10 protein-coding genes are annotated in these 15036 nt (G+C 42.9%); 8 read left to right on the top strand and 2 right to left on the bottom strand.

What is annotated here, in order from left to right:
• Positions 1–19: 19 nt before the first annotated feature.
• The 8 genes from dapB to AC570H_RS00420 all read left to right on the top strand — a co-directional run bounded on the left by dapB (position 20) and on the right by AC570H_RS00420 (position 12159).
• Entirely contained in the window at positions 20–763 is a 744-nt protein-coding gene (dapB, locus tag AC570H_RS00385; protein ID WP_497350556.1) for a 4-hydroxy-tetrahydrodipicolinate reductase, read from the top strand.
• Between the two features lie 3 nt (positions 764–766).
• Complete coding sequence (lepB, locus tag AC570H_RS00390) at positions 767–1966, top strand: signal peptidase I (protein WP_497350558.1); 1200 nt, start codon at positions 767–769, stop codon at positions 1964–1966.
• A 428-nt stretch (positions 1967–2394) separates the two neighbouring features.
• Positions 2395–3582: a signal peptidase I gene (gene lepB / locus AC570H_RS00395; RefSeq protein WP_497350560.1), complete on the top strand. Its 1188-nt coding sequence runs from the start codon at positions 2395–2397 to the stop codon at positions 3580–3582.
• Between the two features lie 155 nt (positions 3583–3737).
• Positions 3738–4922: an ROK family protein gene (locus tag AC570H_RS00400; protein WP_497350562.1), complete on the top strand. Its 1185-nt coding sequence runs from the start codon at positions 3738–3740 to the stop codon at positions 4920–4922.
• Positions 4923–5019: 97 nt separating this feature from the next.
• Positions 5020–8475 (top strand): SusC/RagA family TonB-linked outer membrane protein, encoded by a 3456-nt coding sequence (locus tag AC570H_RS00405; RefSeq protein WP_497350564.1) that lies wholly within the window; start codon positions 5020–5022, stop codon positions 8473–8475.
• A 21-nt stretch (positions 8476–8496) separates the two neighbouring features.
• Complete coding sequence (locus tag AC570H_RS00410) at positions 8497–10131, top strand: SusD/RagB family nutrient-binding outer membrane lipoprotein (RefSeq protein WP_497350566.1); 1635 nt, start codon at positions 8497–8499, stop codon at positions 10129–10131.
• A 158-nt stretch (positions 10132–10289) separates the two neighbouring features.
• Entirely contained in the window at positions 10290–11726 is a 1437-nt protein-coding gene (locus AC570H_RS00415; protein WP_497350568.1) for a hypothetical protein, read from the top strand.
• 22 nt (positions 11727–11748) lie between these two features.
• Positions 11749–12159 (top strand): hypothetical protein, encoded by a 411-nt coding sequence (locus tag AC570H_RS00420; protein ID WP_497350570.1) that lies wholly within the window; start codon positions 11749–11751, stop codon positions 12157–12159.
• A gap of 93 nt (positions 12160–12252) precedes the next feature.
• Here the strand turns inward: AC570H_RS00420 and AC570H_RS00425 are convergent, their stop codons facing one another.
• On the bottom strand, positions 12253–13338 hold the full coding sequence (locus AC570H_RS00425) for an Ldh family oxidoreductase (RefSeq protein ID WP_497350572.1): 1086 nt from the start codon (positions 13336–13338) through the stop codon (positions 12253–12255).
• Positions 13339–13426: 88 nt separating this feature from the next.
• Positions 13427–15016 carry a bacillithiol biosynthesis cysteine-adding enzyme BshC gene (gene bshC, locus AC570H_RS00430; protein ID WP_497350574.1) on the bottom strand — a complete coding sequence of 530 codons (1590 nt, stop codon included), beginning with the start codon at positions 15014–15016 and terminating at the stop codon, positions 13427–13429.
• Positions 15017–15036 lie beyond the last annotated feature (20 nt).

The following is a 15036-nucleotide window of genomic DNA, read 5'->3' on the forward strand; positions in this document are numbered from 1 at the left end:
TGAAGACATATTTTAACAGATGAAAATTGCATTATTGGGCTATGGTAAAATGGGCCAGATTATAGAGCGCTTTGCCATGGAAAGGGGGCACGAAGTTGTGCTCAAAATCAGCATCGACAATTTAGAAGATCTCAATTCAACAAACCTGTCGAAGGCCGATGTGGCCATCGATTTTAGTGCGCCAAGCGCTGCGGTAGACAATATTTATAAATGTTTTGAAGCCAAAGTTCCAGTTGTGGTAGGTACCACCGGCTGGTATGGCAATATTCAGCAAATCAAAAACGATTGTGCAGCCGGCGACCATACCTTGCTTTACGGCTCTAATTTTAGCATTGGAGTAAATATTTTCTTTCACCTCAATAAGGTACTGGCTAAGCTGATGAACAATTATCCGGCCTACGATGTACAGGTAGAAGAAATACACCATACCCAAAAACTGGATGCACCAAGCGGTACGGCCATGACCATTGCCGAAGATATTATCGAGGAAATGGACCGTAAATCTGAATGGCTAAATGAAGTTATCGGAACACCAATTCCAGATGTGGTTAAAAACGAGCAATTGCTGATCGAATCACATCGCATCGAAAATATTCCCGGAACACATACCGTAGTGTACAGTTCGGAGGTCGATGATATCGAAATTAAACACACGGCACACAGCAGGGCAGGTTTTGCCTTGGGTGCGGTAATCGCGGCAGAGTGGCTACAGGATAAGAAAGGCTTTTATAGCATTGCCGATATTTTTAATTTTAAAGCCTAAGACATGAACTGGAAGTTTTGGAAAAAAAATAAGGGCACTGAGCCTAAGAAGAAAAAAAGCAAGGCCCGCGAGTGGACCGACGCCATTATCTTTGCGGTAGTTGCTGCAACTATCATTAGGGTGTTTTTCATCGAGGCTTATACCATCCCCTCAGGCTCGATGGAAAGATCGTTGCTGGTAGGCGATTTCTTGTTTGTAAGCAAGGTAAACTACGGCGCCAGAATTCCGATGACCCCAATTGCCTTTCCTTTTGCGCACCACACCATGCCCCTGACGGGAACCAAAGCCTATTGGGATGGCGTACAGTGGAAATACAGAAGGCTCCCAGGCTTTCAGGATGTGAAAAGAAATGATGTAGTAGTGTTCAATTTCCCAGAAGGAGATACCGTAGCGCTAGAAAATCAGAATTCTAGTTATTACGATATGGTAAGAGGTTTGGGCTGGAAATCGGTGAATAGCCAATACACCATTACGAGCAGGCCTGTTGATAAACGTGAAAACTACATTAAGCGCTGCATTGCCATTGCTGGCGATGTGGTGAGCATGAAGAACGGCGTAGCCAATATTAATGGCAAGGATGAGCCCCTCAAAAATACAGGGATGATGTCTTACTTCGTTAAGTTTACTTCTCCAGAAATAAATTTGCAGCTGTTGGAGAAATTAGGCTTTACAACTGGCGAATTTCAACAAGGAAATGTACCAAATAGCTATATCGTTAACGCTTCTGCAGAGATGATTGCCGAATTGAAAAAGCTTGACTTTGTTGAATCGGCCACCTTTACCGCTGCTGGTGCCGCAGATGCAGAAATGGGTGGCGTATTTCCGCACGATCCCAACAGGAATTGGAACAGGGATAATTTTGGCCCGATTAAAGTTCCTGCCAAAGGATGGACCGTTCAGATTGATAGCAATACCATGCCTTTGTATTATAGGGCAATCCGTACTTACGAAGGCAACAAAGTAGAAAAAGTAGGCAACGATTGGCTGATCAATGGTCAAAAGGCTACTTCCTATACCTTTAAAATGAATTACTATTGGATGATGGGCGATAATAGGCATAACTCGCTCGATTCGCGTTATTGGGGCTTTGTGCCCGAAGATCACATCGTAGGCAAGGCTTTGTTCATCTGGATGAGTTTTGATAGCCAAGGTTCATGGTTCAGCAAAATACGCTGGGGCAGGATATTTAAAGGAATCCACTAATAAAGCCTCAACATGATATCAAGCATCGTTCAATTGAATGATGCTTTTTTTTATGTGTAACAAAATAAAAATGTTCCGCTCTCGATGCACCGTTGGGTCTCTTCACCCACCAGAATGCCCCTCCGCCAGAGTGTTCAAAAACAATAACAGAATAGAAAATTAGAAAGCATCGTTCAATTGAATGGTGCTTTTTTTATGTGTAACAAAATAAAAATGTTCTGCTCTCGATGCACTGTTGGGTGTCTTCACCCACCAGAATGCCCCTCCGTCAGAGTATTCAAAAACAATAACAGAATAGAAAATTAGAAAGCATCGTTCGTTTGAATGGCACTTTTTTTTATATGTAACAAAATAAAAATGTTCCGCTCTAAAATCTTGAAAAAACTTTAATTTAACCCTGTTTTTTAAACAAGACAATATACAACGACATGAATTGGAAATTTTGGAAAAAAAATAAGGGCACTGAGCCTAAGAAGAAAAAAAGCAAGGCCCGCGAATGGACCGATGCCATCATCTTTGCGGTAGTAGCGGCCACCATTATCAGGGTGTTTTTTATCGAGGCCTACACCATTCCTTCGGGCTCGATGGAAAGATCGTTGCTGGTAGGCGATTTCTTGTTTGTAAGCAAGGTAAACTACGGCGCCAGAATTCCGATGACCCCAATTGCCTTTCCTTTTGCGCACCACACCATGCCCCTGACGGGAACCAAAGCCTATTGGGATGGCGTACAGTGGAAATATAGAAGGTTGCCGGGCTTTCAGAATGTAAAACGAAACGATATTGTAGTCTTCAATTTGCCGGTTGGCGATACCGTTGCCCTCGAGAATCAAGACATCAGCTATTATACCTTGGTCAGGCAGCTGGGATGGAAGCAGGTAAACAATCAATATACCATCACTACCAGGCCGGTTGATAAACGCGAAAACATCATTAAGCGTTGCATTGGTATTGCAGGCGATACCATTAGCATGAGCAATGGCTTGGTCGCCGTAAATGGCAAGGCCGAACCTTTGGCCAGTGCCGGAAAAATGCCTTATAAAATACAGTTCAACATTGCAGAAGTTAACCTAAATGTGCTGACTGATATAGGGCTTGAAGGAGGAATGACGGCTGAGCCAAATACTTACGAAGGCTTTGCAACAGCAGAAATGATCGAAAAGGTGAAGAAGCTGGATTTTGTAAAATCAGTAAGTTTAAGCGTGGCCGCTCCGGGTGTAGATGACGACAACCTGTTTACCTACGATCCGAACCGCAAATGGAACATTGATAATTTCGGACCGGTAATCGTACCTAAAAAAGGCTGGACCGTTAAACTGGACAGTAATACCATGCCGGTGTATTACCGCGCCATCAGAACCTACGAAGGCAATAAGCTGGAAAAGGTAGGCAATGTGTGGATGCTGAACGACAAACCCGCTACTTCCTACACCTTTAAAATGAATTATTATTGGATGATGGGCGATAACCGACACAATTCTATCGATTCGCGTTTTTGGGGCTTCCTGCCCGAAGATCACGTAGTGGGTAAGGCCTTGTTCATTTGGATGAGTTTTGACAGCCAAGGCTCTTGGTTCAGCAAAATTCGCTGGAACAGACTATTTAAGGACATCCATTAAAAGACATACGCTATTTTTAAAAAGAGAAGCCATCCTGATCATCAGGATGGCTTCTCTTTTTTATTATTAACTCTATAGATCTTTATAATTTTTTTAAAAAGATTTGCATTGTTCATTATTTTATTTGTAAGTTTAGTGTTACAACTAAATTAAACATGACTGTAACAGCTAAAGGGCAACAGCTTCGGGCCGACATTATCAAGCAACTTTACTATAGAAAAGCACTTTCCCTAACCGAAATCAGTAAACGAACCCAAAAGAGCCTGCCCCTGATTACGTCAACGGTAAACATGCTAATCAAAGAGCAATATATCATCGAACAAGGTTTGGGTCCTTCTACTGGAGGGCGCCGTGCACAGACCTTTTTGCTCAATCCCAAAAAGGAAAAATTTGTAGTCGCGGTGGCCATGGACCAGCTGATGACGAGGATGGCCATTTATAACCTGGCCCACGAAGTCGTGATGCCGACGCAAAATCTTGATTTAGATATTCAAGATCCAAATGCCGTAGCCAAGATCAGCCAGTTCATCGCCCGAAACATTGAGGCGAAAGGGCTATCGAAAAATCAGATTTTAGGTGTTGGCATTGGAATGCCAGGTTTTGTAAACATCGAAGAAGGCATTAATTATTCCTGCCTTAAAACAAACGATGGTTCCAATCTGCGCGATTACCTCAGTGCAAGCTTAAACCTATCGGTACATATAGACAACGATTCGAGTTTAATTGCTTTGGCGGAGCTCAATTTTGGGGTGGCCAGAGACAAAAAAGATGTACTAGTAGTGAATATTGGTTGGGGAACTGGTTTGGGTATGATTGTAAATGGCAGTCTTTACAGAGGAAGCAGCGGCTACGCCGGCGAATTTAGCCATATCCCTTTGTCGAAAACATCAAATTTATGCTCTTGTGGCAAGGTAGGATGCTTAGAAGTAGATACTTCCTTGCTGGTCATGGTAGCTAATGCAGAAAAGGCATTGGCCGATGGTTCCGAATCGCTCATGCGCGAGCTGTTTAAAGATGGGCAAAAACACAAAGCCGATCATTTTTTAGATGCCGTGGTAAAGCGTGATCCTTTGGCCATCGCTATTTTATCTGATGCCGCTTTTCAGATTGGCAAGGGCCTGGCTACTTTGATCCATATCATGAACCCCGAAAGCATTGTGCTGAGTGGCAGGGGGGCAAAAGCAGGAAAAATGTTATTGCCAGCCATAGAACAGGCCATCAACGAATTCTGTATTCCGCGTATCGCAGAAAAAACAACCATTATACTTTCCAAACTCATTGAAGATGCCGAATTAATGGCTTCCGCAAGTTTGGTTATAGAGCACAGCATTTTTAACTAAGAACCTAATTTTTTAACAATAACCATCCCTATCATGCCGATCAGCCCGACTTAAAGAACACACACTATCCTACATATCAACTAAACCAATTAAAACTATGAAAAAAATCTATCTAATGTGTTTAGGCATACTCCTGTTAGGCTGCATGGCCATAACAGCTTATGCACAAAAAACCGTTACGGGAACGGTGAAAGATTCAAGTGGCGAGACTCTGCCAGCCGTAAGTATTCAGGTCAAGAATACGCAAAAAACAACCAGTACTAATGCCGATGGAAAATTTAGCATCTCTGTTACAGAAGGAAATATCCTGGTGTTCAGGTACATTGGCTTTAAGCCACAGGAAGTAACGATTGGTGCTTCGAGCAATCTAACGGTCGTTATGGAGCCGTCTACCAACGATTTAAGCGAGGTAGTAGTCACAGCGCTCGGCGTAAAACGAGAAAAGAGGGCGCTGGGGTATTCCACCCAAGAAGTGGCCGGCAAAGACTTAACCATTGCACAGGCACCTACCATTGCGCAAGGCTTGATGGGTAAAGTGGCGGGTTTGCAGATATCGCAATCAGGCGGTGGGGTAGAAGGCGGCTCATCGAGGATTGTGGTGCGTGGAAATACCTCGCTAACTGGTGATAATAGGGCGCTGATTATTGTAGATGGGGTAGCTATCAACAACGATCCCGCCAACGTTAATGGCAACAATACTTCATCTGTTGCAGGTGGTACAGGTACCGACGTTTCAACTAACAACGACTGGGGCACGGGCATGAACTTTATCAATCAGGATGATATTGAAAGCATAACCGTATTGAAGGGACCAGCTGCCGCGGCACTTTATGGGGCCAGGGGAGGCAATGGTGTAATTTTAATCACCCGCAAAAAAGGAAGCAGCAAGCCAGGTTTGGGCATCGATTACAACTATTCTTATCGCTATACCAACCCATACGAAATACAGGATTTTCAAAATGAATACGGACAAGGTGCAGTGGCAGCGATGTTAACCGCTGATAACAATAAAATGTTCCCGGTAAATGGAGCAGGCCAACGTTACCAGATCGGAAATAATTACAACTCGCCTGGCGATTATAAAAGCAATTCATTCGGTACAGTTCCTTATCCAAATGGTAAATTGACCGATGCCTATTTCAGTTATCCAGGTAGCCAGTCATGGGGCCCAAGATTCGATAATCAGCCTATTTTAAATTACGATGGTGTATTAAGGCCTTATTCGGCCCAGCCCAATAACTGGAAGGCTTTTTTTCCTAATGGTTCTATCCAGACCCATAATGTAGCTATTTCTGGCGGTGGCGAAAATGCCACTGGACGTTTGTCATACACCAGAAACTATACCGATGCCAATATTTTAAACAGCAACATCCAATCGAATACCTTCAACTTGGGGTCTACGCTTAAGATTTCTAAGAAGCTAAGTGCCGAGGTAACCGGTAGCTATGTTAATTTTACCCGTTTAAATGCCCCTGCTGTAGGCTCTGGCTATTTGGGCGGTGTAATTTATTCGATGCCTAGAGATTATGATCCTTATGTTGATTTTGCGAATACCTATGGCCCTAACAATTCGAGAAGGGATGCATTAACCCAGAGTAATTTTCCGGCAGGTTCGCCCGCCTATCCTTATAGCGGCAGCTACCTGGCTAATCAATACTGGAACATCAATAACAACAATACCGTGTTTAACAGAAATGGCTTAATGGGGGGTATGAAATTGATAGCCGATCTAACCGATTTCTTAAACATTACAGCACAAGGCGGTGTAGACAATTCTAATGATGTAACGACCACCAAAATCTACCCGACAGATGTATTGGGACAGAAAGAAGGCGCCTATAAGTTGGCACAGGCCAAAAACCTTACTTCGAACCTGCAGGTATTTGCCCGTTTGCACAAAGACAATCTTTTCGGAAAAGAGATTAACGGAAGCTTCACGGCAGGTGTAGAAAGCTATTACCGAAACGATTATATCGCGAGTAACCGTACTGATGGCGATTTGGTAAAGCCATTTGTATTTGCCTTAAATAATGGTTCAAAACCTGTACCGCAGCCAGAGGAAACCAGGTATGCCAAAAAGATCAATTCTGCCTTTGGCTTTTTGAACCTTTCTTATAAAGATTACCTGTTTTTAGAGGCTACTGGCCGTAACGACTGGTCGAGTACTTTGGCTAACGGTTCTAACTCCTATTTTTATCCTGCAGCTAATTTGAGTTTTGTGTTTACCGATGCTTTTAAAGGTCTGCAAAAAGATATGCCTTGGCTAAGTTTTGGTAAGCTTAAGTTCTCTTATGCCGAAACGGGATCAGATACCGATCCTTATACCATATTCAACCTTTTAGATGTAACCACAAACAATGGCCAACAGGCGCAAAGTCTGCCATCAACCTTGAAGTTTGAAGGTGTAAAGCCTCAAAAAAGCAGGTCTTATGAAGGAGGGCTAACCTTAGGTTTCTTCAATAACAGGCTGAATGTAGATTTGACAGCCTACTCTATGAAAACCTTTAATCAGATTCTGGATAACCCATTGGCCTTATCGTCTGGTTTTGGCAACGTAAAAATCAATACAGGCTCATTAGGCAATACGGGTTTCGAATTTATTGTGAGCGGTTCGCCAGTAAAAACGAAAGATTTTAGCTGGGATGTATCTGTAAGCGGTTCGCATGCACGTACCAAGGTCTTGGCCTTGCAAGATGGAGTAAATACCCTAACCCTAGGTACCTTTTTTAGCGGTAACGGAATTAGTCAAAAAGTACAGGTAGGCGATTATTATGGTACGCTTTATGGCAAAGATTTTACCTATGTAAACGGCCAAAAAGTAGTGAAACGCGCAGAGGGAACAGATGGTTTGCCTATGCAATATACCGTTGATGGAAAAACCTATTATGCAGGTACCCAATGGGTTTTAACAGACAATGAAGTGGCTATTGGCAACTCGCAGCCGTTTTTAACAGGCGGTATTACCAATACCTTCAGGTATAAGGCATTTTCGTTATATGTACTGGCCGATGCAAAAATTGGTGGCGACACCTTTTTTGGCTCTTATGCCGCAGGCATGGGCAGCGGGAATCTCAAAGAAACCCTGAAAGAGCGTAATGGCGGGGGGTTGCCTTTGGTATATCCAGATGGAACAAGAGCCAATACCGGAGTTAATTTTGGAGGTGTTTTTGTTACCCGCGATGCGCAGGGCAATATTACCAATGTTAGCCAAAATAATGATGTAGTAAATTATTTGTGGTATTACCAAGGTACTTACTCGGCATGGAACCACGTTGGCGTGCCCCGGTCAGCTTCGGTATTTAAAAACTCGTGGATGAAGATGAGAGAAGTTGCTTTAACCTATCAGGTGCCAACTAAGCTGATCCAAAAAACCAAATTTATCCAAAGCATGTCGCTTTCACTGGTTGGAAGAGATCTGTTCTATATTTTTACCACCATACCTAAAGGCCTCAATCCAGAAGGGGTAAATAGTATTGGTAACATGCAGGGCATTGAATATGATTCATTGCCAAAAACCAGGTCATTTGGTTTCTCTATAAGATCTTCATTCTAATCACCTTTAAAGTATCAAAACATGAAAATTCAACATAAATTAATTTCCTCGATACTTGGCCTTACATTAATGGTTAGTGTGGTATCGTGCAAAAAAGGGTTTGAAGAATTAAACAAGCCTTATAAAGACGCAACAGTTTCTACGGCAACGCCGGCCGGATTTTTTAACAACTTGGCCAAACGTGCAACAGAAGACGATTATACTTTGTTTACCGGCTTATTTATGCCGATTACCAATCAGCAGGGCGTTCAAAACGTAAACCTGCCTTACCTGAATTATATTACCGGTTTTTGGCGTAATTACTATCAGGATTTGGCAGATTATAAGCAACTGCTAAAACTGGTCAGGGAATCTTCAAACCCTGAAGTTTATAACGACGTGAAGTACATGGCTACTATTTTGATGAGTTACAAGACCATGTCTATGCTCGATCGCTATGGCGATATTCCTTATAGTCAGGCAGGAATTGCTGCGGAAGGCGTTGCAAACTACAAGCCTAGATACGATAAGGAAGAAGCCATTTACAGCAGTGTTTTAGACGATTTGAAAGCAGCGGTGGTAGGTATTGGTGGTGCTAACCAGGTTTCTATTGGCACTTATGAATCGTTTTTGGCGAATGATTTTGTAGCCTGGAAAAAATTCGGCAACGGATTAAGGCTACGATATGCTGTTCGTTTGAGCAAGACCAATCTGCAAAGCAAGGCCAAGGGTATTATCGCCGAAATTTTGGGCGATCCCTCAACCTACCCATTGCCAAATAACCAAGATTTGGCCAGCTTGAGCAAAAGCAATTTTGGCAATTACCCCTTGATCGTAGTCCCTAATAATCCTGATTATTTTGACCGTTTATGGTATTCGTTCCGAGAGCTTTCTGTTTCGAGGATCAGGATGAGCTCAAATGTTTTCGCTCAAATGTCGTCTACTAATGCCGACGATGGCTCAGGATTTTTCGATCCGAGGTATAAGGTTTGGTTTATGCCAAATAATGCAGGTAAATGGGTGCCACAGCCTCAAAACGGCTCTGTGCAGGATGGAGGAACACCCTATCCAAATACATCAAGCAATGCACCAATGGCGCCAGGTACCGATCCTAGCAATAAATTTGCCTCGTTTAATTATTACCTGGTTCGCGATTACGAGAGCTTCCCTTATGTAGTTATTTCTGAAGCAGATGTACAGTTTTTAAAGGCCGAGATTTATAATCAAGGCATTGGGGTGGCTGCCGATCAGGCCTTGGCCGAGGCCGCATACAATGCGGGCATAAAAGCCTCTGTAAATTTCTGGTACACAACGGTAAATAACAATACCACTACTATTTGGCCGGCTGCGGCCAAACCAGGGCCTATTACCCAAGCGCAAATAGATGCTTTTGTCGCAAACCCTGCAGTGAAATTTACTACTGGTGACATTGCCGGAAACTACAAAAAGATCATTACCCAATCGTGGCTGGCCGATCTGTTCAATTCTGTAGAAGCCTGGAATACGGTTAGGCGTACCGGATTAACACCAAAAGATGCAAGTTATACACCTGCGGTATACAACAGGTTGCCTTACCCTAATGATGAGCAGGTAAACAACCAGGCAAACTGGCAAGCGGCAACAGGTGGTGTCAATGAAAGCGCCCAAGTACTCAAAAAAGTATATTGGATGCCATAAAGAGAAGCCATTAAAGGCGCCAGTTGTAGTAATGCAATTGGTGCTTTTAGGCAGTTATTTGTTAAATAAATAGTGATAAGATGTAGTATAGGGCTTTTGTCAAGCAGTTTATAACGAAGTATGATCAGTTAATTCATTCACCTATAATCAAAACTACCATGAAAAAAACAAATTTTAAATTGTATGGGCTGTTAACGGCCTTTACTTTGCTAGGCTATTTATCTTCGTGCAAACGGGATGTTGTTGTACAGGAACCCCCAGTAAGTTTATCCATAAAGAAAACCGAGGTTCTTCCCCCGCCACATACTGGCACAGGGGAAATACATTTGGCAGATACCGTACGTTTTTATCCTACTAATGGGATATCCTATACCAATGCAAATACCGCTACTCTTCTTTCAACTGTTTATGATAACCTGGTATATGCAACCAAGTTGACAGATGCGCAAAAACAAAGCATTGGTGCTACACTTACGTTAAAGCTTAACATCTATCCCGGCACTGCCGATACAGAGCCATTTGGCTATTTTTACTATTTTAAAACGGCCAATAATACTGCTGTGCCTACTGCAAAAGACGATGTAGGCTTAACCACTGCTTATAATGCCAAACGTGTAGAGATGGTAAGGTACATTCTTCCGTATCTGGCTACCGATTGGACAAGCGGAGTGCTTAAGACCATACCTTCAAATACCGCAGTTACCTATGCATTTGATATAAGTGCATTTGCATCCGCACTGAAAGACCCGGATTCTACCGTATGGATAGCCCATAACCAAGGCCAGCCATCTAATCAATCTTTTACTTATAAGGTTGATGCTTTTTTAGCAAGCTCGGGCAGCACAGATGTAGCTACTTTTTCAAAAAATCATGTACAGTCTATATATCCTTTTACCATATCTACTATGCCTAAATCGACCACAATAACTAGAACTTTTAATGTGCCCAATGATTTGACCAATGCACAAATTAGAACTATTTATACGGGAAGCGAAGGACAGTATACGCAAAATGTCGTATCAATAGATGGGGTACAGATAGATAGTTATAGCACTAGAATGATCTGTCAGCCTGAAGGTCGTTATCAAGATAGAAATCCTTCTGTAGCGAATGGGAGTATACAATCAGGCCTTTGGAACTACCCTACAAGAAATTATTGTCAAAGCGATACCGTTCCGCCCCACACCAGTAGTATACCAGGTACGCTAACTAAGGGTAGCCATACGCTTACCATGATGATAACTCAAAACGCGGGCACAACAGCTAGTGTGATGTTGTCAATTAACCTAATTGGCAAAAAGGGTTCGGATACAACTCCACCTACAACAGGTGTGCAGTTTTTTCAGGATTCGAACTATGGAGGCACAGCTTCCCAATTGCTGCCCAAAGGCAATTATACATTGGCTCAATTGCAGGCAAAAGGCGTACCGAATGATTGGGCTTCTTCTGTAAAAATACCTCCGGGCTGGACAGTAACCATGTATGCCAATGATAATTTTTCGGGCACTTCGTGGAATTTAACTGCTAATAATAGTTGGTTTGGGGCTTTATCGCCAACTGCCAATGATAAAATGTCATCTGTAAAAATTCAATAAGAAACCATAAAAAAATTAAACTATGAAAACACCAAGCAAATTACAGTTTAAGATGGCTGTGGCCACAGCCATCTTACTGTTTGCAATGATCAGTTCAATTGCAAATGCAACAACAAAAAGTCGTTTTTCTTACCAATGGGATTATTACAATAGCCTGAGGACGGGTATTTATGTAGGCTTTCCCTATGGAGTGCCTTCGGGTGGAGCCTCAGTTACGGTTTCGGGAACAGCAGGAAGCTGGACAGGTAATTTTACCTCTTCGGGGCCTTGGCAAATCAGCACACCGCTGCCAGTTGGCCAAGCTTATACAGTAACGGTGAGCAACATCGGCTCTTCTTCTTTCACTTTGTATAATGTAGAAAGCCAAGTTTACACGGGTACAAGTCCGTTTTACTACTCACCTTGGAGATACATTGGCGTAAAAGTAAACTAAGCAATTAAAGAAACTCTGCAAACCCAAGCTGTTATGGGATGTAGTTTATAAGTTGGTCAAGAAATGGGTAGCCCAAAAGGCTGCCCTTTCTATTTAATTCAATTTGGCTATGCCTAATTTGGCAGCCAATTCGTTCAAATCGTTTACCACCACATCAATTAGCGGAATACCAGCCGTTTTTCTTTCCTGTTCAAATGCATGTTCAGGCTCTCCAGGAATCACCACTTTTTTGTTGGGATCAACTGTTGTTGCGCTTTTGAAACGTTCGATCCAATTATCCAAATGGTTTTTAAAATCGGCAACTGGCCTAAAGCCATCAACACGCATAGCACCTAAAAAGTGACCAATACCTTCGCCAACCGGATCGGTAGGAGGCTCCAGAAAAGCTACAAACGGAGGCACCCAAGGACCATAATTGGCACCAGAAAGTACGGCCGATAAAATATCTACGGTGGCACCAAGTCCATAGCCTTTATGGCTGCCATGGTCTTTGTCGCTCCCTAAAGGCAATAAGGAGCCACCATTTTTCAATTCGTTCGGATTAATGGAACTTTGGCCATTCGCATCTTGAACCCAGCCATCTGGGATTGAAGTATTTGCCCGTTGTGCAATTTCTAGTTTGCCGTTGGCGGCAGCTGCGGTAGCCATATCAACCACTACAGGCGGGTGTTGTCCTGCCGGAAAAGCATAACACATTGGGTTAGTGCCCAGTAAACGTTCGTTGGCATAGGTAGGGGCTACTAAAGGACTGGCATTCGTCATGCTGATCCCAATCATGTCCTGCTCAACGGCTAGCAATGCATGGTAACCGGCAATGCCGAAATGGTTTGAGTTTTTTACCGCCACCCAGCCGCTTCCATATTGTTTGGCCTTTTGAATGGCAATTTCCATCGCAAAAGGTGCAACTACTAGGCCTAAGCCACCATCTCCATCAACTGTAGCTGTAGTAGGCGTTTCGTGGACAACTTTGATGTTTGGAGTAGGGTTGATCCGCTGTTTCTCCCAAAGGCGAACATAGCCGCTTAAACGGGCAACGCCATGCGAATCGATTCCACGCAAATCAGAGCGAATCAATACATCGGTTGCTAGGTTGGCATGTTCCTCGCTACAACCCATGCGTTCGAAAACGCTATAGGTAAAGTTTCTAAGTGTTTCTTCGGTAAATGTGATAAAGTTCATATCGTATATCTTCGTCATGCCGGACCTGATCCGACATCTGTTTTTATTATCGTATGAGATCCTGAATCAAGCTCAGGATGACGCGGTGCTAGGATGGAAGCAATAAAGTAAAATCTCCGCCCAATGGCTGGAAGTTTTCAATAAGCGACGAAATAAAATCATCGCCATAATTCACATACATTGGTGCCAGGTTGAGGACGCGTTCTTGCAAGGTGCCGTTAGGAAACAACCTGTTTTTTACGTTCTCGATTTGGTTTAAAGAGACATCGTGTTTGCGTTTCTCAGCCCTAAACAACTTTTTCTCCAGGTTAGCCAGTAGGTGATTGGTTTTTGTCTTTGCCGAATCTGCAGAGCTTTCCAGCGTTTTGTCGATTTTGAAGGCATGAAGCTTGATCTGGTCGAACACCGCCTGTATCGCCCTTGTTTCATCGGCTAGGCTTAAATTAGACTGGCTATTTTCGCTGATCCATCTTTTTTGCAAGGCCTCGGTAGCTAAAAAAGCATCTTCAAAAGAAAAGCCTAATTTATTCAGGTTATCCGCACTACGCTCGTCGATCAGCAAAGCCGAATTACGCAACAAGAGCACAGGGAAATCTATTTGGTAATAATCAAAATTAGCTTTGAGCTGCATCCAATAAGAAACTTCGGCGCCACCGCCAATGTATGCAATGTTGGGTAAAATCACTTCTTGGTAAAGCGGACGCATAATCACATTCGGACTAAACCTTTCTGGATGGTTTTGGATTTCCTGGATCAGGGTTTCTTTGGTAAAGCTGATGTCGGTATGGTTTACTGTAAACAGTCCGTCTTTCTCAATGATCCTCTCTCGAAGGTGATCAATGAGGTAAAAGAAATTAATTTCACGACCGTTCACCTGGGTTTTGTAGCCTTTTGATGTCAGCTCCTCGCTGGTTTGTTCAGTCAGTTTTGCGCTGTGCTGTTCAAGGATATCCTGCTCAATAATCGGTGCAAATTCTTTTTTGAGCTGGGCATCATCCGCATTGATGATCACCAAGCCATACTGTTCAAATAGGCTGTTGACCAATACGCGGGTAGCATCTGCTAAATTATCATTGTTGAGATAAGCATTTTCTACCAGTTTGGCCAATTTTTTTCCGTTTTTGCTGATGCCCAAATAGCCTTTATAAGCCATTACGGCGGCGGCAACAGTTTTGGTACTCAACCTGCCAGTAGCACCATTGGTCTGCTGAATCCAGCTGATGTTTTTTTCATCTACACTTACATGGTTGATTTCTTCAAAATCATGATCTTCGGTAGCCATCCAATACACCGGAACAAAGTTCTTTTCGGGATAGGCCATTTTTAACTCGATGGCTAAATTAATGGTGGTTACTATTTTGTAGATGAAATAGAGCGGACCGGTAAATAAATTGAGCTGGTGCCCTGTAGTTACCGTAAAAGTGTTGTCTTTAGCCAGCAAAGCAATATTTTGATTAACCGCTTTATTGGTCTTGATGTTTTCGTATTGTTGGTTCAGTACATCAACCAGTACAGCTCTGCTTCCCTTAAAGTTACGGGCATCTACAGCTTGCTTTAGCCCTTTAATATCGGGTCTGAAAGTGTAGAAGCTACGCAGAAATTCCTCGTCGTCTACATAATCTAATACTAATTTAGAAAACGAGTGGGTATCTTGGTAAGAGATGTATTTAGCCTTCATTATGGTTTAAACTTTGACAA

This window comes from Pedobacter sp. B4419 (assembly GCF_059693725.1).

Coding starts and splice junctions, on each gene's coding strand:
- AC570H_RS00410 (WP_497350566.1), top strand. CDS start 8,497: ATGAAAATTCAACATAAATTAATTTCCTCGATACTTGGCCTTACATTA.
- lepB (WP_497350560.1), top strand. CDS start 2,395: ATGAATTGGAAATTTTGGAAAAAAAATAAGGGCACTGAGCCTAAGAAG.
- AC570H_RS00400 (WP_497350562.1), top strand. CDS start 3,738: ATGACTGTAACAGCTAAAGGGCAACAGCTTCGGGCCGACATTATCAAG.
- AC570H_RS00420 (WP_497350570.1), top strand. CDS start 11,749: ATGAAAACACCAAGCAAATTACAGTTTAAGATGGCTGTGGCCACAGCC.
- AC570H_RS00415 (WP_497350568.1), top strand. CDS start 10,290: ATGAAAAAAACAAATTTTAAATTGTATGGGCTGTTAACGGCCTTTACT.
- bshC (WP_497350574.1), bottom strand. CDS start 15,016: ATGAAGGCTAAATACATCTCTTACCAAGATACCCACTCGTTTTCTAAA.
- AC570H_RS00405 (WP_497350564.1), top strand. CDS start 5,020: ATGAAAAAAATCTATCTAATGTGTTTAGGCATACTCCTGTTAGGCTGC.
- AC570H_RS00425 (WP_497350572.1), bottom strand. CDS start 13,338: ATGAACTTTATCACATTTACCGAAGAAACACTTAGAAACTTTACCTAT.
- dapB (WP_497350556.1), top strand. CDS start 20: ATGAAAATTGCATTATTGGGCTATGGTAAAATGGGCCAGATTATAGAG.
- lepB (WP_497350558.1), top strand. CDS start 767: ATGAACTGGAAGTTTTGGAAAAAAAATAAGGGCACTGAGCCTAAGAAG.